The organism is Bartonella sp. AA23NXGY (genome assembly GCF_042197165.1).
In the GTDB taxonomy this organism is placed as follows: Bacteria; Pseudomonadota; Alphaproteobacteria; order Rhizobiales; family Rhizobiaceae; genus Bartonella.
This window is the reverse complement of record NZ_JBHIRO010000001.1, coordinates 208,432-231,226: the sequence shown is the minus strand read 5'-3', so window position 1 is coordinate 231,226 and position 22,795 is coordinate 208,432. Positions and strand designations below refer to the sequence as shown.

General features: G+C 36.3%; 14 protein-coding genes and 1 pseudogene. 4 read left to right on the top strand and 11 right to left on the bottom strand.

The window, feature by feature from the left end; all coding sequences use genetic code 11:
• Positions 1-49 precede the first annotated feature (49 nt).
• From tatC to tatA, 3 genes are read right to left on the bottom strand one after another with little or no spacing between them, the layout of a single operon-like run.
• Entirely contained in the window at positions 50-832 is a 783-nt protein-coding gene (tatC, locus tag ACFINY_RS00950) for a twin-arginine translocase subunit TatC (RefSeq protein WP_375611255.1), read from the bottom strand.
• Complete coding sequence (locus tag ACFINY_RS00945) at positions 829-1,269, bottom strand: twin-arginine translocase subunit TatB (protein ID WP_375611254.1); 441 nt, start codon at positions 1,267-1,269, stop codon at positions 829-831. The genes tatC and ACFINY_RS00945 overlap by 4 nt, the downstream gene beginning before the upstream one ends.
• Before the next feature lie 55 nt (positions 1,270-1,324).
• The gene (gene tatA / locus ACFINY_RS00940) at positions 1,325-1,627 is read right to left on the bottom strand and encodes a twin-arginine translocase TatA/TatE family subunit (protein ID WP_375611300.1); all 303 of its coding nucleotides are present in this window, start codon (positions 1,625-1,627) and stop codon (positions 1,325-1,327) included.
• A 1,644-nt stretch (positions 1,628-3,271) separates the two neighbouring features.
• On the opposite strand from tatA, the gene ACFINY_RS00935 reads away from it, so the two are divergent.
• The 3 genes from ACFINY_RS00935 to pgsA all read left to right on the top strand — a co-directional run bounded on the left by ACFINY_RS00935 (position 3,272) and on the right by pgsA (position 7,168).
• On the top strand, positions 3,272-4,135 hold the full coding sequence (locus ACFINY_RS00935) for a 23S rRNA (adenine(2030)-N(6))-methyltransferase RlmJ (protein ID WP_375700761.1): 864 nt from the start codon (positions 3,272-3,274) through the stop codon (positions 4,133-4,135).
• Positions 4,136-4,534: 399 nt separating this feature from the next.
• On the top strand, positions 4,535-6,514 hold the full coding sequence (gene uvrC, locus ACFINY_RS00930; protein ID WP_375638105.1) for an excinuclease ABC subunit UvrC: 1,980 nt from the start codon (positions 4,535-4,537) through the stop codon (positions 6,512-6,514).
• Positions 6,515-6,586: 72 nt separating this feature from the next.
• Positions 6,587-7,168, top strand: coding sequence for a CDP-diacylglycerol--glycerol-3-phosphate 3-phosphatidyltransferase (gene pgsA / locus ACFINY_RS00925; protein ID WP_273723320.1), 582 nt, complete (start codon positions 6,587-6,589; stop codon positions 7,166-7,168).
• Positions 7,169-7,497: 329 nt separating this feature from the next.
• On the opposite strand, the gene ndk is transcribed toward pgsA, so the two are convergent.
• The 5 genes and pseudogenes from ndk to bafA (ACFINY_RS00900) form a co-directional block, all read right to left on the bottom strand.
• The gene (gene ndk, locus ACFINY_RS00920; protein WP_375611251.1) at positions 7,498-7,920 is read right to left on the bottom strand and encodes a nucleoside-diphosphate kinase; all 423 of its coding nucleotides are present in this window, start codon (positions 7,918-7,920) and stop codon (positions 7,498-7,500) included.
• Positions 7,921-8,187: 267 nt separating this feature from the next.
• Positions 8,188-10,776: a BafA family autotransporter gene (gene bafA / locus ACFINY_RS00915; RefSeq protein ID WP_375611250.1), complete on the bottom strand. Its 2,589-nt coding sequence runs from the start codon at positions 10,774-10,776 to the stop codon at positions 8,188-8,190.
• Positions 10,777-11,062: 286 nt separating this feature from the next.
• Positions 11,063-11,288, bottom strand: a pseudogene (locus ACFINY_RS00910) (hypothetical protein); the annotation flags it as partial.
• Positions 11,289-11,611: 323 nt separating this feature from the next.
• A complete protein-coding gene (gene bafA, locus ACFINY_RS00905) occupies positions 11,612-14,176 on the bottom strand; it encodes a BafA family autotransporter (RefSeq protein ID WP_375611249.1) in 2,565 nt (854 codons plus the stop codon).
• Between the two features lie 360 nt (positions 14,177-14,536).
• Positions 14,537-20,041: a BafA family autotransporter gene (bafA, locus tag ACFINY_RS00900; RefSeq protein WP_375611248.1), complete on the bottom strand. Its 5,505-nt coding sequence runs from the start codon at positions 20,039-20,041 to the stop codon at positions 14,537-14,539.
• Positions 20,042-20,613: 572 nt separating this feature from the next.
• Here bafA (ACFINY_RS00900) and ACFINY_RS00895 point away from each other — a divergent pair.
• The gene (locus ACFINY_RS00895; protein ID WP_375700760.1) at positions 20,614-21,903 is read left to right on the top strand and encodes an MFS transporter; all 1,290 of its coding nucleotides are present in this window, start codon (positions 20,614-20,616) and stop codon (positions 21,901-21,903) included.
• Here the strand turns inward: ACFINY_RS00895 and ACFINY_RS00890 are convergent.
• From ACFINY_RS00890 to ACFINY_RS00880, 3 genes are read right to left on the bottom strand one after another with little or no spacing between them, the layout of a single operon-like run.
• Positions 21,900-22,166: a hypothetical protein gene (locus ACFINY_RS00890; protein ID WP_375611246.1), complete on the bottom strand. Its 267-nt coding sequence runs from the start codon at positions 22,164-22,166 to the stop codon at positions 21,900-21,902. The genes ACFINY_RS00895 and ACFINY_RS00890 overlap by 4 nt on opposite strands.
• Complete coding sequence (locus ACFINY_RS00885) at positions 22,153-22,332, bottom strand: hypothetical protein (RefSeq protein WP_375611245.1); 180 nt, start codon at positions 22,330-22,332, stop codon at positions 22,153-22,155. The genes ACFINY_RS00890 and ACFINY_RS00885 overlap by 14 nt, the downstream gene beginning before the upstream one ends.
• A complete protein-coding gene (locus ACFINY_RS00880) occupies positions 22,332-22,778 on the bottom strand; it encodes a DNA polymerase III subunit chi (RefSeq protein WP_375611244.1) in 447 nt (148 codons plus the stop codon). Before ACFINY_RS00880 ends, ACFINY_RS00885 begins: the two co-directional genes overlap by 1 nt.
• Between the last annotated feature and the right edge of the window lie 17 nt (positions 22,779-22,795).

Genomic DNA, 22,795 nt, shown 5'->3' with positions numbered 1-22,795 from the left:
TTTATATTGTTTTTATTCATTCCTTATCGCATAAGATTATACACTTTTCTTAAGCGGATTTTCTTCTCTTTTCTATACTGTAAGCAATTAAAATTGAAATCTCGTAAAGTGCTATTGTTGGTAAAGCCACTGCAAACATCGTAAAAAAATCCGACGGCGTTATGATTGCCGCAATGATAAAAGAGAGCAAAATAGCCCATTTTCGTTTAGACACCAAATCATGAGACGTTAAAAATCCAATTTTTGTTAAAAGACTGATGACAAGAGGTAATTGAAAAATCAAACCAAAAATTAGGATAAATGATGTCATAAAGCCCAAATAATCAGAAATACGCACTATAAACTCTATTTTTAAATGAACATCTGGAAGAAATTGTTGAGAAAGGCTAAACCATAGTATTATTGGCGCTAATAGACCATAAACAAACGCTCCCCCAATACAAAATAAAATAGGCCCCCCAATGAGAAATGGTAAAAAAGCCATCCGCTCATTTTTATAAAGCCCTGGTGCAATAAAACTATAAAACTGAAAAGCCGTATAGGGAAAAGATAAAATAATTCCCCCAAAAGCAGAAAGCTTCATCTTCGTTAAAAAAGTTTCCCATACTTGCGTTGATTGCAAACGAATACCCTCAGGGTTACCCCCTGCTATTTTCATTGCCCACTGATATGGCCATAGTAAAAAATTTAAGATATAATCTTTAACAAGAAAACACATCATAAAAGCGATCATAAATGCAACCAAGGCAGAAATAATTCGCTGACGAAGTTCAATTAAATGTTCTAAAAGTGGAGCCATATTAGCATCAACTTCATTTTTTTTTACATTCATGACATATCTTCTTTTTCTTTATCTTTAGGAGAAACAAAAATGTTTTCAGAATGATGAGAAGCTATAGAAACTGTCATATCTTTCTTGATTACCTTTTGATCACATTCCAAAATTTCTTTATCTTTTTTTGATTTATGATGTGTTTCCTTAACATCCCAATTATCGTGGATATCCTCTAATATATTTTGAGTGGGATCAAAAGTTTCTGCCAACTTCTTGCTTGAATCGCTAATATCCGAACATACTTTTTGCAAATCATCGCGCTCGATTTGTTTTATTACATCATCAAACTGATGACGAAGTTCATTTGCTGTTGAATACACATACGCTCTTATCTTTGCTACTGTCTTTAATATTTTAGGTAAATCTTTTGGTCCAACGACAATGATGAGAACAAGTAAGATTACGATAAACTCTGGTCCGTCAATCCCAAACATCTCTTAATTCGACTTTCTCATCAAAAAATATTGCACAATGATGATTGCGTTTTTGTTACTGTTTTTTAGCAACAGATGTTTTGCTTTTTTTAGAAACAGAAGAAACCTTTCTGCGTGCTGTTGCATGTTTTACCGATAACGGCTGAGATTGTTGAGATTCTACATCAATCATTTGGGAAGTAGGAGCCATTTCAACTTTATCCTCAATGCCGTCATCTTCTTCTTTCATATTTTTTTTGAAGGCTTTAATTCCTTTAGCAACATCGCCCATTAATTCAGAAATTTTACCGCGACCGAAAAGCACAAAGATAATCAATAAAATTATAATTAAATGCGTTGGTGAAAAAATATTACCCATTATTCTCTCTAACTTTATGCTTTTAAATTTGATTTCATTTATCCATGCTTCCCCTGAAGAATGTATCAAATATAATATCTTACTTATATATTTTCTTCTTAACTTAAAAGCAATTACACGCTTTTATTGCAAAAAGAACTTTTTATCCTCTCATCCTTTTTTAGCGTATTATAACACAAACCATTCAAAAATGATAAACCACTTCATACAAAGTTCAAAACACTTAAAAACTTTTCTAAAATAACTTCATCTGATCTCTTAGGTTACTCATCTTCCTGTAAATACTATAGCCAATGTCTTTCCTTTTAAACAATGTTGTACGTATCATTACAAACATTTCCGCCAAATTATCCTTTACTGATAAAAATCATAACATGCTGTAAAACATTTTACGTATTCAATTAAAAAAATCAGAAAGAAAAATCTCTAAAAAACTTTCTTAACACATCATCAGTCTCTTCAAAAACGATCATCTTACGCACAACATTTACTCTTTGCGTTGGGGTGGAAATTTTATCATCCATTATTCCATATACAATACGAAATATGAGCCATCATCGTATTCAATTAAATATCTGGCGTGTAAATAAAAACTATTAGCGGAAAGAGTAAAAATGCACTTTATGAACCAACTCAAGTGCCAAGAGGTATGGCAATACTGCTAAAAAATAAAAAAGGTACCAGCTTGTGCCTTTATTCAGTAAAATACCTCCATATAACCAGCTCTCTAAGCCACTGTATGCTCTAACTATTACAAGTCTCCGGATTCTGGGCATGCGTTCTCATAATATCATGTGTTTAACCTATCTCAGTATTGAAAACAGAATGGGCATGAATAGAAAATTACATTCAATCAAAAGCATGGTATCGAAGCATAATCCATATAAAAAGAATTTCTTATCCTAGCCTTTTTTATAAGATTACCTCATAAAGCCGCTCGATAATACAGTGTTAGAGATAGATAAACCTATTTACTTTAGTTTAAAATTCCTCATTTTGATTGAGATAGCTTGCAGAGCACATATCAATTTTCAAAAGTTTTATTTTAGCATCATACACAATAACCTAGCTATTTAGCGTGTATAATGTAAAGCTTTGGCTCCGCTTAAAGCAATGAAATTCATTCACACTTTTACAAAAATCTATCACTATAACACCAGCACTTTATTGCTCTATCCATAATTTTACGCTTGCTAAAAAACTTATAAATGTAACAATGTTTTTATCAAGCATTTGAAATTCTTTAATCTTTAAACAAGCAAATTGATGAATGAATTTGAAAGATACCCTTCAATTTTCAACAAACTTCACTAATATTCTCGTTAATTGAGTGTTTTTTATAGTCTTCCTAGAAGAGTCCGCGATCATAAAAAATTTCTCTTACAACATAAATATCTCTATTGAAATGTTTGATCTCTTCTTGTCTATCTTTCATATAAAAAATTTAAAATTTTAACGATTAATCTCATAATATAAAAATAGCCTTGTGAATAAATGCTCCAATGACATTAATATTTTTTCTGTAGTGTATAATTTGGGAGTGAGGGTATTGTTTGATTTCTACAAGAGTATTTTTATGGATATCAATTCTATTATTCTATGCTAATAATCCGGTACAGTTATACATATGATAGAGTTTACTCCATGAATTATCGGCATATTTATCATGCTGGCAATTTTGCTGATGTTTTTAAACACATTATTGTCACTCGCATTGTAGAATATCTCAAACGCAAAGAAAAAGCTTTTCGCGTTATAGATACGCATGCTGGAATCGGTATTTATGACCTTTCTTCTTTAGAAGCACATAAAACAGGAGAGTGTCGCGAAGGTGTCCAACGACTTTTTTCAACTCCTATCCCAGAAGATTTAAGAACACTCCTTTGTCCATGGTGTGATATCATTGATGCCCTCAATAAAGGGGAAAAAGAAATTGTATTTTATCCTGGATCTCCTGTTCTTATTCGTCAATTATTACGGAAACAAGATCGCCTCACCGCAATAGAATTGCACAATGAAGATTATCATATTTTAGCAAAAAACTTTGCAGGAGATTATCAAACAAAAGTTCTGCATTTAGATGGTTGGCTTTCCTTAAATGCTCATGTACCACCAAAAGAAAAACGTGGGTTTATCCTTGTTGACCCTCCCTTTGAAAAAACTGGAGAGTTTTCCCGCCTTATTGATGGATTAACGAAAGCCTATCGTCGCTTTTCTGGAGGAATCTACGCTTTATGGTATCCTGTTAAATATGACAAAGAAATTGAAAGTTTTCTTCACGCGCTTTATCAAACCGGAATTCCTAAGATTCTACAGCTTGAAATGCGTATCCGAAAAAGTTCAAGTCTACCGACAATGAATGGAAGTGGTATGATTATTATTAACCCTCCCTACCTTTTGGAAGAAGAAATGAAAAAACTCAGCCCCTTTCTTATCAACCGTCTGGGACAAGATGAAAATGCCCAAATAACGCATAAGTGGCTTCAAAAAGAACATCTGTTATGTTAGATCTTTCTCTGATATTTTTTCTAAATCAAATATCATGTTGTAAAATACAAAGGCATTAAATGATAAAGTTCTTTGATTCTTTGGATAATACCAACATATTATAATGGTAAGCTAATAACGATCAGCGTGAATTAATTTTTTTCCTTTTAGAAAGTCTATCCTCTTAATCATCATGGATTTCTTATTTCAATCATTTTAATGGATAAATTGGGCAAATTCATAAAGCTGTCTTAGAATAACAACTCTCATATTTTTTATGAAAGATCGGCTCTCTAAAATCATACTCTTATGTTATAAGATATTATTTATAGAAAAAAATTATAAAGACATAAATAATCATTATTTAATAAAAAAGAATATTTCATATATTAAACAAACAACATATTCGTAACAAACGGAATGGTCCTGAAAAATAATACAAATTGTCCGCAAAATGAACGGGAAAAACTTTCTTTTCTCTCTAATGTTACATGGCATAATGCCAATCAAAGCAATGAGAAAAATCAGTTCCAAGGTATCAAATTCATACAAGAGTTTGTTAGACACCTTCCGCATAAGCCAGGGGTTTACCGGATGATTGGTGAAAATGGTGATATTCTTTATGTTGGCAAAGCCCGTAATCTCAAAAAACGTGTTTCAAACTATACACGTGAACAAGGACACAATAATCGTATTACCCGCATGATTCGTGCAACATATCATATGGAATTTATCGTCACCCATACAGAAACAGAAGCACTCCTTTTAGAAGCCAATCTCATCAAAAGATTGCATCCACATTTTAATGTACTCCTGCGTGATGATAAAAGTTTCCCTTATATTATGATTACAGATGATCATCGAGTGCCTGCACTTTACAAACATCGTGGTGCTCGAACACGAAAAGCTCACTATTTTGGTCCTTTTGCTTCTGCTGGTGCAGTGACACAAACAGTTCATGTTTTACAACGCGCCTTTTTATTACGAACCTGTACTGATTCAGTTTTTGAAAACCGTACACGCCCCTGTTTGCTTTATCAAATTAAGCGATGTTCTGCACCTTGTACTCATGAAATTAGTGACAGTGATTATAAAGAACTGGTGAAAGGAGCAAAAGCGTTCCTTTCGGGAAAAGATCAATCTATTAAAAGCGATATGGTTCAAGCTATGCATAAAGCCGCAGAAAATCTTGATTTTGAACAAGCAGCTTCCTATCGTGACCGCTTATCAGCCCTTTCTCACATACAAAGCCATCAAGGTATTAATCCTCAAACGATAAAAGAAGCGGATGTATTTGCAATTGCGCAAAAAGAAGGAATGACCTGTATTCAAGTGTTCTTTTTTCGCATGGGGCAAAATTGGGGAAACCGTGCCTATTTTCCTAAAGCAGATCCCTCTTTTTCCCGCACTGAAATTTTAGCGAGTTTTCTTGCCCAATTTTACGATGATAAACCACTTCCCAAAAGCATCCTTTTATCTGAAGAAATTGAAGAAAAGGCACTTCTTACAGAAGCATTTAGTCTCAAAGCAAACCACAAAGTATCCCTCTCTTTACCCAAACAAGGTGAACGGAAAACTCTTGTTAATCGTGCCTATCTCAATGCTCATGAAGCACTTGAACATAAGCTTTCTGAAACAGCCACCCATACAAAATTGCTTCAAGGTCTTGCTAAAACATTCCAACTACCTTTTCCTCCACACCGGATAGAAGTCTATGACAATTCTCATATCATGGGAACAAATGCTGTAGGGGCTATGATTGTTGCTGGTCAAATGGGATTTATTAAAAATCAATATCGAAAATTCAACATTCGCTCAACAGATATCACGCCTGGCGATGATTTTGGCATGATGAAAGAAGTGATTAAACGAAGATTTTCACGCCTTATCAAAGAGCATGATCTGCCAAATAGAAGTCATAACATAAAAGATGATGATCTTTTTCCCATTTGGCCTGACCTTATCTTAATCGATGGTGGTGAAGGACAAATCAACAGCGTACATGCAATACTTGCTGAATTACAATTAAATGATCTCTTCACAGTTGTTGGAATCGCCAAAGGTGTTGACCGTCATGCGGGACGTGAACGATTTTTTATAAAAGGTATTCCCCCCTTTACACTTCCTCCACGTGATCCTATCCTCTATTTTTTGCAACGTCTGCGTGATGAAGCACACCGTTTTGCGATTGGAACTCATAGGATAAAACGAAAAAAAGCAACATTCAAAAACCCACTTGATGAAATCGAAAATATCGGTCCGACAAGAAAGCGTGCATTGCTTCATCATTTTGGAAGTGCCAAAGCTGTTGCTAGTGCCTCATTTGAAGATTTAAAAAAAGTTACGGGAATCTCTATGACAATTGCACAAAAAATTTATAACCATTTTCATGAAAAATAGGCTTGTTTCATTACCTTCGCCTTGTTACGTTTAGGAAATATATTCTCTTTCACAAGAATTAAAAATGGCTCCATGAAAAATCATACTTTTTCTTTTCCAAATATTTTAACTTATGCACGAATTGTTGCAGTCCCAATGGTTGTTGCATGCTTTTTTTTAGAAGGGCGACTACAATCAAGTGATATCACTCGCTGGATTGCTGTTTCTATTTTTATCGTTGCATCCATTACTGACTTTCTTGACGGTTACCTTGCTCGTATTTGGGAACAAACATCCAATATTGGTCGCATGTTAGATCCAATTGCCGATAAACTTCTCGTCTCTGCTTGTTTGCTCTTGCTTGCCGCAGACAGTACCATCGCTGGGTGGACACTATGGGCAGCTATTATCATTCTTTGCAGAGAAATTCTTGTATCAGGATTACGTGAATATTTGGCTGAGTTAAAAGTTAGTGTTCCTGTCTCTCGTCTTGCAAAATGGAAAACTTTTGTACAGATGATCGCTATTGTATTTCTTTTAGCTGGACCAGCCGGTAATAAAATTTTCCCTTACACAGTAGAGTTTGGCATTACTATGTTGTGGATTTCTGCCCTCCTTACATTGTGGACAGGGTGGGATTATTTTCGTGCAGGTTTAAAACACGTTATCCTATGAAGAGTATGGAGATTTATAATGATAATTTATCTTTTTGTACTTAAATAAGAGATAAGAATAGCATAAGATTGATTTATTTTTATTAATGATAAATCAATCAAACACTGTTTTGCACATTACAAATAAGGGGGACGTGTAGATAAAAGCTATTCAAAAAAGAGTAAATAGGCTTTATATTTTCGTAAAAGCAGCTGTAATATTAAAAGCTAAAAAAACGATTAATGCTCTATATGCTTTCAAAAAAATCTATAATCTTATAAGCAAAAAACCGAAACATAGTGTTTCGGATTTTTGCTTCTTATATACGCTTTATTATTATAAACGCTTTATTAACCAACAATTTCTACCTCAGGAAACCAAAAGGCGATTTCTGTTTTTGCCGTTTCAGCACTATCGGATCCATGGACAGAATTTTCGCCAATCGATAAAGCATGAACCTTACGAATTGTCCCTTCTTCTGCATTACTAGGATTCGTAGCCCCCATTACTTCACGGTTTTTAGCTATTGCATTTTCACCTTCCAAAACTTGTACAACGGTTGGACCAGAAGACATGAATTCAACCAATTCACTAAAAAAAGGACGTTCTTTATGAACAGCATAAAATTTTTCAGCCTCACGTTTGCTCATCCAGACACGTTTAGACGCAATAACACGTAGCTCCGCATCCTCAAGCATTTTAGTAATTGCGCCAATCAAATTACGACGGGTTGCGTCTGGTTTAATCATCGAAAAAGTACGCTCTAAAGCCATTTAACCACCTTTATTTCATTGATAACATTCTCTGGCCATTTCTATAGCGAGCAAGGAGCCCTTTGCCAAGTGACTCTGCAAAAATCTATACAAATTCTCAAAAATATAGAATAAATTATAAAGAAAACTTTAATAAAAATCCTGCAATTGCTCATCCCATCATAAAAATGCGCTACCGACTCTTAATAAATATTGAATCTTCTTCCATAATTTTAAATGCTTCCTATCAAAATTATCATTGAAATCAATCAAAAAATAACCATATCGTTAGAAACTATAGCGTACACCTAAAATACCCTGAAAGGACTGTTTTGTTTTATGTCCTTTAACATAATGGGCCTCACCATATAACTTTAACTTCTCACTCACAAAACTGCTTAAACCTAATCCTAACTTACCTGCATTGCCCGATAAGTCCGTGGTAAATGGATGACGTTGATTAATTAATGTTTGATTGTCATCTTTATTCTCACGCAACCATGCTGCTGTAATATACGCAAGCGATGAGGAATCCATGTGAGAACCAAATTCATATCCTAAAGATAAGCCAACCTCACTGCGTAATGAAGTAAATGGACGCATGTCACCTGTCATGCCATTCGATAACTTGATTTCTTTACCCTCAACACGCAACCATGTAAATTGTCCATAAGGCTGCAACCAACTGTTCTTTGACGTCTTAAGTCGATAACCAGCTTCAAAGGAAGTTCCCAATGCCCTTTGAGTATATGTTCCTTCAATCTCTAAACCATTCGTTGAAACGGCTTTTAGAGTATTTTGATAATGATTGTATTTTAAAATACCATCGAGATACCATCCACTATGATCAAAATAAGTGACATAAGCACCAATACCATAAGTATTGATTCCACTGTTACCCCCCCGTGCATGCGCAACACGGGCACGATCATAACTGCCAAAACCACCTATATAAAATTCTCCATTTTCCCACTCGCTTAAACCATTGATCCCCAAAACGATACCGGTCTGATCCAGTTTAAAATCTATATGCTCTGTAACAACACTCTCTTTAGATTTAATCGCATAGGTCCATAAAGCCGTATTCTTTTTACTTTTATCTAGAATTCCTCTTCCCGCACGTACGGTTTGCATTTCATTGTGAAAAATCATCGCTGGAGCCACAGACATAGACAATACCGCATCTGTAGAGGGAGTGGTCAAAAAGTGAGAAACTGAAAGTTTCTCACTCAATTGTGGAAAAGGTTGTTCTTTATGAACTGGACGCAAAGTCATTTGATCGGCTAAAGATTGAGAAGAGGTTGAAACAGCAGTTTGTTGTTTTTCATCAGAAAAAGGATGAAGACCTGATAGAGGAAACGCTACAAGAGTCTGATTTTCTTGAGAGGGAGATACAGAAACACTAGAGACATTCTGTGCCCCTCTTAAATGACGTGGAGGTCGTGGTTTAGATGGCTGTTTTTTAGTAAGTGGACGAGGACCGGTATTTTTTCCTTCAGAAGAAGCCCCTTGATCAGACTGTATACCCGTATCAGCAGACAATGCAAGAGGAATCTTCGCTTTCTTATTCACACACTCTACTTCAGAATTAGAACCTTCCGTATCTCCAGAAGCTCTACTTAAATACCAAATTGTAGCACTACCACTAGAATCAGCACATCTTCCTCTCTTCACTAAGCGATACTGATAGGTTCCACCATCAACAGCTGTAATGTCCTTGCCCAAAAGATCTGCCAGAGTAAAATTAGCTCCGCCATTGTGGCTTCTATCGGTAATTAACGGAAGCTCAGTAACCAAACTATTCCTTTGTGAGAGAGGACCTGTAATTTCACGTCCAGAATCTGCAATATTTATTTTGTGATTCCCTGAGCCCTCACCAATCAACAAATAATCACTCGCATCCCACGTAGCGCTAATATTGAATCGAAAATGTAAATCCCCTGAAAGTCTCTCAACATAAAGTGAAATATGACGTGGATCATACGGAATAGAAGAAAAAATAACAGTCCCACCCTGCCCCCCTAAATCTTTAATTTTAATCTGTGGTTTTTCTCCTATCTTCCGTTCACCAACCTCAAATATTATCTCATCCACGCTCTCTTCTATAGGAATTTTTTTCTTAGTTATATGATTTGTCCTATCGCCAGCGAATAAATAAAGTTCTCCGCCACCATTGATCCTTACTTCTCCAACGACTTCTTGTACACCAACATGGAACCACGATTTAGCAAAATCGGTAATTGTTAAAGTATCTACAAATCCCATAGGATATACAACTTGAATAGCTTGATCCTTCAAAGTAGTTTTCACAGACTCCCCTAGTGCTAAGACATGCTGTCTCCCATTCCCAGAAACTTCTGTAAACATTGCTCTCCCCCCTTCCTTTCTTTGCCCCGCATAAATATTTTGTTCTCCATCATTTCCCACTTTCGCATACCAAGCACCTCCCCCATCATACACATTCTGCTGCCCTATTGCTCCATCTACACCAGTAACTGTGGAATTATATGCACTACTCCGTCTCAACACGCGTGTAAGATCAATATTGGGCTCTTCATGAATAAACTGCTTACCACCTCTAACTTCAGCATTAATTGCAGTTCCTCCGCGTACAACTATCTGCATCCCACCTTTTTTAATATTAGATCCTACGGAGGATTTTCCATTATCAACAAGCTCTACATCACCATCTTTGAGAATAGTATTATTGCGAAAAAAATTAGACATCAGTGCTATTTTTTTTTCTTCCTCTTCTCTATTTACCACATGTGTTGCTCTTGTTAGCACTCTATTCCTACTCTCAACTGCACTTGCAGATTGCACAAGACAACTACTGATCATCAATACTGAAAAACTTAATTTGTATCTATACCGCATTATCCACACTCCACTCTCAATTATTTAGAAAAATACCCCGCGGCTACATAGGTAGCTCGTTTTAGATTGTATCATAATGTGTTTTATTTATGTCTAAATACAATTTTTTAGTGTATTTTTTTAATTTAAGCAACTTTAAGTTGTTTATCTATGAGCCACTAAAAAACTCTAACTTAAGGCAGAAAAATTGAATAAAATTCAAAATGTTCACTTAAATTCAAGGAATAATTTGCATATCTGGAATTATAGATGAAAAAAATGCTCGTGCCCTTTAATGGGGCCCCTCTTCACGTAAAACAAAACGCCATTGGGTTGTACATTCACACACTTGTTTTAAAGAGATATCTCTCAACGCACCCAAGCCCATTTCGCGACGTCATCCATGAATGGTATACCGGTAAAGCCATTGAACCCCCATACGCTTATGGCGTAAGCAAACCGGTACCATCACACACTTTTCCAGCCCTAAAATGTTGCAACGCGACACCCTTTGGTACTTGAGGCAGTTTAATAAGAGGTATTTTTAGTTCTTTCTTGTACAATTTTTATCCACGCAGGCTTGCCTGCTTGTGACGTGCAAGAAAATGGTTTTGATTGATTCAACATAAACAGATTTGGAATGAGAGAATCCTATGATTTTCGCGACTCTCATTCAACATGCATAAAAATGAATTATTATTATAAATTCAGTATGTTGCCTTTAAAAGAGAGAGTATAAAGACATTTCTACTATTTGAGAAAGTCCTTAAACTCTCGAGAAGACATAGCCGAACGTTATCTGTTTAAGTTTGCAAAACAATTACATTTGTAAAGTTAATCAGCCATGCACACATATTTAGAAACTATAGCGTAATCCTAAAATACCTTGAAGAGCATTCTTAATCTTATGTCCTTTTAGATAATGTGCTTCCGCATAAAGTGTTAGTTTATCATTGACCGAACCGTTTAAACCAATTCCCAATTTACCCGCACTGCCTGATAAATCTGTAATAAATTTATACTGGTTATTAATTGTCGTATAATTATTATTTATATTCTCACGCAACCAAGCTGCCATAATGTAAGCTGTTAATGAAGTTTCTGAACTCACAAAAAATTCATGTCCTGCAGTCAATCCAACTTCACTGCGGAATGAAGTTAACGGGCTTAGATCACCTATCATTCCATTGGAAAGTTTTATTCTTTTACCTTCAACCTGCAAACCTGTTAGCTTGATATAAGGCTGCATCCAAGTATTCTGTGCCGGTTCAAAATAACAGCCAATCTCAAATGATCCACCTATCGCCCACTGATTGTAATGACTTTGAATGGCTAAACCATTCGTTGAGATGGCTTTCAAATCATCCTGGTAATAATTATATTTCAAAACACCATCCATATACCATCCACGATGATCAAAATAAGTTGCGTAAGTTCCAATGCTATAAGAGCTCAGATCACTATCACCACCTCGTGCATGAGAAATACGTACTTGATCATAACTCCCGAAACCACCAACATACAACTCTCCATGCCTTAATTCACTCAACTGATCAGCACCAAAGACTAAACCTGTCTGCCCAAGCTTAAAGTGTGTATGGCCTGTCGCAACACGTTCTCTGCTCTTAATCCCATAAGTCCATAGTTCGATATCCTTCTTATTTCTGTCCCAAATTTTTCTACCATTCCGTATAATTTGCAACTCATTATTAAAAATAAGCCCAGGAACTACGGACAACGTTAACACTGCATCTGTAGAGGGGGTTGTTGATGTTTCTCCAGGAAAAAAAGGATTTGTCGGATCTGGTATAGAAGGTTCTGGTCCATTGAGGCGGTCTGCCGATAAAAACCAAACTTTTCCATTTTCATCCTTTCTTTCTTTCAAATCATACATATAAGTTCCACCATCAATGGCGTTAATTTTTTCACCCTTAAGATCTGTCAGCGTAAAATGCGCTCCACCACTTTGATCCGTAATTAAATCACGCTTATTTGAAAAAGGATCCGTGATTTCAACTCCAGAATCAGCAACACTTATTGTATGTTTCCCAGCGCCTTTCTCAACCAAGAGATAATCACCACGGTTATGGGCAATCGTAGTATTGAACGCGAAATGTAAATTTCCTGAAAGATTATTCACATGAAGCTGAGAATAATATGGATCAGAACCTGTAAACGAAAAAATAACACTCCCTTCACCACTTAATTTTTGTATCAAAGAACTTTTTCCATCAAACTCATCAGTAATAGAGTATAGTTTTGTATCTTTTCCATTTAAAATAATATCTTCTACTGTGGTGCGTTGTTGATCATTTCCAGCATAAAGATGGATCTGCCCAGAATGGTTTACCTGTGTCTTGCCTTCTAATGTTGCTCCAGCATACACCCATGATTTTGTTTGATCATTCATTGTTAGATTTTTTACAGATCCATCAGTATATATTTCCTGAATAGCACTCTCATTTAAAGTGACTCCAATAGCCTGACCGCCTTTTAAGATACGTTGTTTACCACCACCAAAAACTTCTGTGTCAAATGCAAAACCACCATTTTTTGCACTTTGAGACTTTTGTCCAACCTCTTGGACACCCCCTTGCATAACTTTTGTATTCCAAACTTTTCCGCCATCATATACTTTTTGTTGGCCTAGTGTTTCATCTTGACCATAAATGATAGTATGAGAAGCACTACTGCCTTTAATCTCTCCTCCAATATCCCCCTCGCCGAAAACAAGCTGCTCACCGCCATAAATTTTAGTCCCCTCTACTTTCCCTCCATTTCCAACACTTTGGTGCCCGCCTTCTTTAACAACAGCATTTTTCGAAAAACCTTGTTTTCCCTTTAAAGCCTGAACATTTTCAATTCCACCATGTTCAATTTTACTATTCTCACTGAGTCCTCCTGCATACACATAAAGCTCTGCACCATTCCTTACAGTGTTATTAATGGATCGCCCTGGACTATCAATCTCACCATCATTTGAAATGTATGCTTTACCTTCATTATCAAGGATATAATTTTCTAATATTGCCCCATCTTTAATGGAAATAAGTTCAGGCTTTTTAAGAAACGCAGTATTTTGTTCTTGTGCATTATATCCAGCATTGTCACGATGACTGCTGTCAAGCTCCTGTTGACTCGCAAACACTCTAGCACCCTTATCCATGATAAAATCGCTAGGCTTTTTCAAAAAGTCTAATTCATTGCGCGTTCTTATCATGACATCATGAGAGGCTCCAAGTATGCATCTGCCTGTTTTCATATCCTCATTGTATTGATCGTGAAATACCTTATCATTTTCATAACTTGAAGATTGACAAAAAAGTGCTGCTCTTCCCTCATTTGCAGCAGCAGCTTGCACAAAACAGCTGCTCAACATGAGTATCCAACAATGTCGTTTCCATTTATATTGTAGAGCCATATCCTCCCCCCTTCACGCCTGCATAGACACTGAACGTAATTAGCTCTACAAAACATATTTTCAACCTTAGATTGCAACAATCCTTCTTAAAAATCCTCCTTATTTCATAAAAAACCGTTCTTTACAGTTTTTTTAATACTTTTTTGATCAAGAATATAAGGGCGTTTTTATAGTGCTTCTTTAGCATTTCCTCAGAATTTTCTTATCAAAAAAAAGTAATGCATAATCAAGTATATAAGGGTATACAGTTTATCATGAACAACGAAGCTGCGTGCTCTGAAAAATTGTTCTCTGATGCTGCATTAAAAACTTAAAAAAACTAATCATACATTTAAAGATAACTAAAAAATAACCATATCGTTAGAAACTATAGCGTACACCTAAAATACCCTGAAAGGACTGTTTTGTTTTATGTCCTTTAACATAATGGGCCTCACCATATAACTTTAACTTCTCACTCACAAAACTGCTTAAACCTAATCCTAACTTACCTGCATTGCCCGATAAGTCCGTGGTAAATGGATGACGTTGATTAATTAATGTTTGATTGTCATCTTTATTCTCACGCAACCATGCTGCTGTAATATACGCAAGCGATGAGGAATCCATGTGAGAACCAAATTCATATCCTAAAGATAAGCCAACCTCACTGCGTAATGAAGTAAATGGACGCATGTCACCTGTCATGCCATTCGATAACTTGATTTCTTTACCCTCAACACGCAACCATGTAAATTGTCCATAAGGCTGCAACCAACTGTTCTTTGACGTCTTAAGTCGATAACCAGCTTCAAAGGAAGTTCCCAATGCCCTTTGAGTATATGTTCCTTCAATCTCTAAACCATTCGTTGAAACGGCTTTTAGAGTATTTTGATAATGATTGTATTTTAAAATACCATCGAGATACCATCCACTATGATCAAAATAAGTGACATAAGCACCAATACCATAAGTATTGATTCCACTGTTACCCCCCCGTGCATGCGCAACACGGGCACGATCATAACTGCCAAAACCACCTATATAAAACTCTCCATTTTCCCACTCGCCTAAACCATTGATCCCCAAAACGATACCGGTCTGATCCAGTTTAAAATCTATATGCTCTGTCGCAATGCTCTCTTTAGATTTAATCGCATAAGTCCATAAAGCTGCATTCTTTTTACTTTTATCTAGAACTCCTCTTCCCGCACGTACGGTTTGCATTTCATTGTGAAAAACCATCACTGGAGCCACAGACATAGACAATACCGCATCTGTAGAGGGAGTGGTCAAAAAGTGAGAAACTGAAAGTTTCTCACTAAATTGTGGCAAAGGTTGTTCTTTATGAACTGGACGTAAAATCATTTGATCGGCTAAAGATTGAGAAGAGGTTGAAACAGCAGTTTGTTGTTTTTCATCAGAAAGAGGATGAGAACTTCCTGAACCTAAAACTTCAATAACGTGACTTCCAAGAGAGAAAACAGTTGGAGATACAGAAGCCTGAGATTTTTGCCTTAAGTTTTGGCAGTTCTCTCTTCGACGTGGCAATTTTATAACATGCGCTTGTGGTGCTGCAATCGTTGAAAGAGAAGAAACCGATTGATTTTGATTTAAATGCCGCACAGATCTGCTTCTACTACGTGGTAAACTGTTGAGAAATGAAACATTATCAATAAATACTGCAGATAAATACCAAACTTTTTCGCCCCCACCCTCATCAATTCTCTGTTTTAAACCATACGTATAGGTTCCGCCATCAATAGTTTTAACATTTGCACCAGAAAAGCTTCTCAGGGTAAAATGTGCTCCTCCACTTTGATCAAAAATTAAATCAAGTTCTGTTGAAGAAGGATCAACAATTTCAATACCAGAATCTACGACACTTATTGTATGAAAACCACTCCCATTCTCAATAAAGAGGTAATCACCTTTTCCTTCTGCAAGGCTAACATTAAGGTCAAAATGTAGACTCCCTGCTAGATTATCAATATAAAGCTGAGAGTAATATAAATCATCTTCAGAAGAAGTAAAAATGACTTTTCCTACACCGCTTAACTGCTGAATGCGTGTACTTTTATCGTCAAACCCACGAGCAACGGAGTATAATTGAGCGTCTTCTCCGTTTAATTCAATGTTTTCTACTATAGTTTGTTGACCATTATCTCCAGCATCAAGATGGAGCCCACCAAAATCCTGAACTTTTATTTCTCCTCCTAATATTGCACCAGGAGAAATCCATGAATTAGCATTACCTTCAATCGTTAGATTCTTTACAATTCCACCTGCATAGACTTCTTGAACACCACCAGTGCGTAAAATGACTGTATTTGCTTCACCTCCTGCTAAAACACGCTGCACACCCTCTGAAAAGATTTCAGCATTTACAGCTAAACCGCCGGCTTTTTCTGCAAAGTTATCATCATTAGGAAACCATTTAGCAAGAGTTTGTATTCCTCCACTCATCACTTTTGTTCCCACAGCCATCCCATCATCATATACATTCTGCTGTCCTGGCGTATCACCTTGACCATACAGTATCGTGTTATAAGCGCTGCTCCCCACAATTCCACCATTTACATAACCATCTCCGAAAACAAGCTGCTCCCCACCATAAATTTCAGCTCTCAATGCGGTTCCTCCTCCCTCCACTCTTTGTTTTCCATCCTCGTAAATAATCGTAAATTCTGAAATCCCTTGTTCCCCTACAATCTCAACACCACCATTTTCAATGGTTGTATTTTTACTGAAACCACCAGCTTCAACATAAAGTCTTCCTGATCCCTGAATTGTATTATTAATAGACTTCTTAAGAACACCTTGCTCTCCATCATCAGAGACATAAACTACGTTATCATCACCGAGCCAAGAGCTTTGTAGAATTCCTCCTCCTTCCCCAATGCTGTAATGAATTACATCAGAGATACTAAAATCTTTTGACGATGTCATATTTTCTTCTTTTTCAGGAAGCTTATCTATAGGCGACTCCACATGAGGTGAAGGAATTACAGGAGCAGAAGTTATTTGTGATGTAGCCAAAGACCAAGTCTTTCCCCCATTATCATCTTTTGTCTTTAAGCCATACATGTAAGCTCCACCATCAATCGTACTCGTCTCTTCACCAGAAAAATCTGTCAGAGTAAAATGCGCATTTCCGCTTTGAACATGAATTAAATCAAGCTCCAAAACTAAATTCTGATCTTGTAGAGGAGAATTGGTAATTTCAACACCAGAATCGATAACACTTATGGTGTGATTACCTGATCCTTGTTTTATCAGAAGATAATCACCGCGCTGTTCTGCAAAATTAGTATGCAACCTAAAATGTAAACTCCCTGAAAGATCATTGATCTCAAGTTTAGAGTAATGTGGATTAAACACGGTAGAAGTAAAAATAACACGACCATTCCCACTCAGATTCTCAATCAAAGAACTTTCACCATCTATATTAGAGGCAATCGCGTACAATTTTGTATCTCTGCCATTTAAGACAATTTTTTCTACTTCAGTACGAGATTGCTCTGCACCAGCATAAAGATAAATCCGTCCAGAATCATTAACCGTTGTCTTTCCTTCCAATGTTGCGCCACCATGTAACCATGATTGTGCTTGATCCTTAACGGTTAAATCTTTTACATAACCTCCTAAATCTATTGCCTGAAAAGCAGTCCCTTCTAAAAGAACGCCAATCGCGATTCCTCCCGCTAAAACATGTTGCTGTCCACCAGAAAAGACCTTCGTATCAAAGGCAAAACTGCTATACTCGTCTAGATCCTCTTCTCCATAAAGATTTTGTATCCCTCCTTCCATGATCTGTGTGTTAAAAACCTCTCCATCACCATACACATTCTGATATCCTCGCACTCCATTCTCACCAGAAACGATAGTGTCATAGGCGCTGCTCCTCACCGTCGCACCTTTAATATCAGACTTTCCTGAAACAAATTGCTCACCTCCGTAAATTTTAGCCCCTTCAGCTTTTCCCCCCTCTTTAACCTTTTGTTGCCCACCTTTATGAACAATAGTATCCTGTGAAAGACCCTGTGTTTTAATAAGCTCAGTGCCACCTCTTTGAATTGTCGTATACAAGCTAAAACCACCGCTATAAACGGAAAGCTTTCCACCATCTTTAACTGTATTACTAATTGAAGTTTCTCCATTGCTATCAACTTCCTTGCTACTCGTGTCAAAGCTAGGATCTGCAATAGAAATAGTTGTTCCTTGATCAATTGTGAGTTCTGTAAGTAAATCACTTGATGAACCAGTATATGGTTTCAATACACTATCAAAAACTTGAGAAGTTGTCTCATCAATGGTGTGGTTTGCATCTAAGTACCAAATTTTACCAGTACCCTTATTGTTTCTATGTTTCAAACTGTACCGATAGGTTCCGGCATCAACAGTTCCGATTTTTTCACCAAAAGTGTTTGTCAGAGTAAAATGGGCATTTCCGCTGCGATCAGTAATTAATTTAAGCTTTTTGTAAGAAGAATTTGTAATTTCACGCCCAGAATCAGCCACACTTATTGTGTGAGAACCAGAGCCCCTTTTTTTAATCACAAGATAATCACTAAGCTGCTTGGCAAAATTGACATTAAAATCGAAATGTAAAGAACCTGAAAGATCATCGATATTAAGCTGTGAATAATGCTTATTAGTCCCTAAAGACGTAAAAATAACTCTCCCATTTCCTTTTAAATTCTTAACATTAATCTCAGTTTTTTTGCCGTTATCTTCAGACGCAATAATGTATAGTTTGCTATCTTCTCCATTTAAATTAAGATTTTCTACTTCCGTAACAGCTTCACCATTTCCAGCATAGAGATAGAGGTTGCCAAAATCATTAACATTTGTATCCTTATCTAATATTGCACCGGCAAAAACCCATGATTGTGCTTGATGATTAATTGTTAGATTATCCACGTATCCAGAATCATATATCTTCTGAGTAGCTCTATCGTATAAAGTAACTTCGCTCGCATTCCCTCCTGCAAAGATATTCTGCATACCATTTTTAAAAAGTTCGGTACTCAGTGCAAAAGCCCCCTCATTAATTGTAAAATCTTCATCTTTTATATCGGCTGTATCAGCATCTTCTGAGAAACCGTTATGAAAATTCTCTTTACCATCAAGATTCTGGACACCACCTTTCATAATCTTTGTGTCAACAGCCATCCCCCCACTATAGACACTTTGTATTCCTAGCATTCCATCTGCAGCATGAATTTCAGTGCCATAAGCACTACTTGCCTTATCTTCACGCGACAAACCATCCCCAAGAAACCCCTTACCAAAAATAATCTGCTCACCGCCATGGATTTGAGCCCCTTCTGCATTTGCACCACTCTCAACAATTTGTTTTCCCCCTTTTTTAACAGCGGCATATTCCGAACTGCTCAAGTTTTGGACAAACTCAATCCCACCATGCTCAATTGTCGTATCCCTGCTAACACTTGCTGCATCAATGTAGAGTTTTCCCCCTTCTCTAACCGTATTATTAATGGAATAAGCTGCATCTTTATAGTTAAAGCTATTTATTTCAGAACCTTCAGAGTCACGGTTAGTAATATAGATCGTAGCACCATCGCTTATTATTGAATTTGGGAGTACTTCAAAGAATAGCTTTTCTAATCTCTTCCTTTCCTCTTCTGAAAGATCACTTCCTTCTACTGTCTGTTTATTCTCTATCTTTTTTGATCCCCCCTTTTTTTCTTTTAGTCCCCTCACTTCCGATAACAACTTTCTTGTCTCTTCTAGGTGTTCACTGATACTTACTGGTGTTAATAACTTTTCTCTTGGTGTAGCTACTCCATATGCACTCGCAATCTTGACAAAAAAACCACTGGCCATTACCGCACAAAAACTTAATTTCAATTTGCGTTGCATTATTTACACTCCATAATTTTAAATTTAAATTCTCCCATTTAGAAAAAAGTGCATAGATCAAAACAACACAACGTAATTGCTCAACCTCATGTCTTTTAAGATAGCAAAGCATTCGATGGATTAAGCTCTGACAGATCAAATATACACCATGTGTTTTAAAATGCATGCACAACTAAAAGATTTAATTTGTTTTAGATACACTTTAAAAGTGTTATAATTGCATCCATGAAAAATATTTTTAATATTTTGAGACACTAAACACTGATCTACGAATAAGATTGATTCCTTAATAGATAAAAATGGCATTAAACTTTAAAGGAAACAGCAATGTGAATGAGAGCTGCGTTTATGGCCACCTATTGCCATCTTCTACAGCATTTAAAACAGTGTCTTTATTTTATTCAATATGGATAATATATAGATCACTTATTCATACTCATCAGTCCATAATCATTGTTCTAATATATAACGAAGTGTCATAATATTGACTCGACACCGATTTGAAATTTCTATAGTTATAGTCAGTTAACTCGTCATTTGATTTGTCATATACTAAAAGGGACATTCTATTCATGTCTATAAACTCAGAAATGAAAGCTACAAGCAACAGAAACTCCCCTCGTCGGATTTTATTTGCAAGCCTTATTGGCCCAACAATTGAATTCTTTGATTTTTATGTCTTTGGCACTGCCGCAGCTCTTATATTTCCTCATGTGTTTTTTCCAACACAAAATGATCAAATTGCTATTTTACAATCTTTCCTAATATTTGGAGCAGCCTTTTTTGCCCGCCCTTTTGGATCAGTTGTTTTTGGACATTTTGGAGATAAGATTGGAAGAAAAGCAACACTTATCGCTTCTCTTCTCACAATGGGTCTTTCAACAGTCATTATTGGTTTTCTTCCTACTTATGAAATAGCTGGGTGGTTTGCCCCTTTCCTCTTAACCTTGTGCCGTATTGGACAGGGAATTGGATTAGGAGGAGAATGGGGAGGAGCTGTTTTGCTCGCTACAGAAAATGCCCCTCCAGAAAAGCGCGGCTGGTATGCAATGTTTCCCCAATTAGGCGTTTCAATAGGTTTGTTTTTATCTATTGCTGTTTATTTGGGTCTGCTGCATTTCCTTGATCGTGAAAAACTTTTAGCTTGGGGATGGCGTATTCCTTTTATTGCTTCAGTTGTTTTTATGATTATAGGATTATGGGTCCGTCTTTCAATCAATGAAACTGTTCAATTCAAAAAAACTCTTGAAAGTAAAAAACATGTCAAAGTTCCTATCATAGATGTCTTTTTAAAATGTCCACGAATCCTATTTCTTGGAATATTTTCTGGTATGGCAACTTTTGTTTTGTTTTACTTGGTTACTACATATTTGTTAAGCTATTCAACAAACCATTTGCAATTGCCATTTCATCAAGCTCTTCAAATCGAAATTGTCGGTGCTATTTTTTGTGGGATTTTTACTGTCATCACGGGAAGACTCGCTGACCGTATTAGACGTAGAACTTTGATGATTTGGATTACAATCATCACCGGTATTTATTCTTTCGCAATTCCTTATTTCTTAAATTCTGGAGTTATAGGAGTCCTTGCAATGTCTGTCATTGGCTTATCTCTCATGGGAATGATATACAGTCCTCTTGGTGCTGTTTTGGCTTCACCATACCCAACAGCAATTCGATATACCGGTTCTTCTATTACTTTCAATTTATCTGCTATTGTAGGAGCATCTCTCGCGCCTTATATTGCAGAATATCTGGTGCAACATTTCGATACATCTTATATCGGTTATTATTTGCTTCTTGCTTCTTTTATTTCACTGATTTGCTTCGTCGGATTTACAGATGATGAAATATCCAACTAAAATATAATAACGAAGAATAAAATAAGGACTGGCGGCAAAAATGCTGCCAGTTTCGTTTTTAAAGATAGGGGTTGAGGTATTTTCCACCACAATATTCCTGCAAACAAGGCACTCAAAAAGAAAAATAAAAAATCTGCAATATTGCTTATATAAGAAACAGCAAACATTTCTGATAAGATATGCGTTGTCCCCAACCATGAAACGCAAAAGAAGGCCAACATCACAGCCCATAAAACAAGCAAAATTCGATCAATAATTATCATTATGGCGTTTCGTTTTTTTAATTATAGTCCATATATTTAACATGCCTAAAAGAAAAATCACAATAAAAACCCAACGCCCTCCCCCTGAGCCTTCCGTAATAAAAAGTGCAGGATTTACTATTCCCAGTAATCCTATAAAAATCAGAACAATAGATACAAGACGCATTAAACCTGTTTTTCCCAGCGACAATCTTCAGTCTGTTGCCAATACGTTAAATTATGATTTTCCATTTTATATTTTTTCCACTGTGCACGAACGAGATTCAACTGCTCTTCACTTCTACCATCAAATATCACGACAAGCCGTTGATAAGCATCAATATCCGAACAAACAGCTCCCTCTATGAGAAAACGAATCTTTGAATCATTCGGATTTTCTTGTCCTGTCGTAAGAAATACAGGCTGAAAGTTTGGATATTGATCACACTCCGTTCCATGTCCAATAAATGATTCATCAGTATAAACCCATAAATGTATATCTATAGAATCGCGTTGTTCTTTACTCACACATTGTATTGTTACTTTACCAAAACGAGCCAATGCACGCTCCACAAGCGTCGGCAAAATATCCTTCAGCGTTGACTGCGTCAAATGATAGAATAAAATATCCAATCTCTTAAGCCTTCATC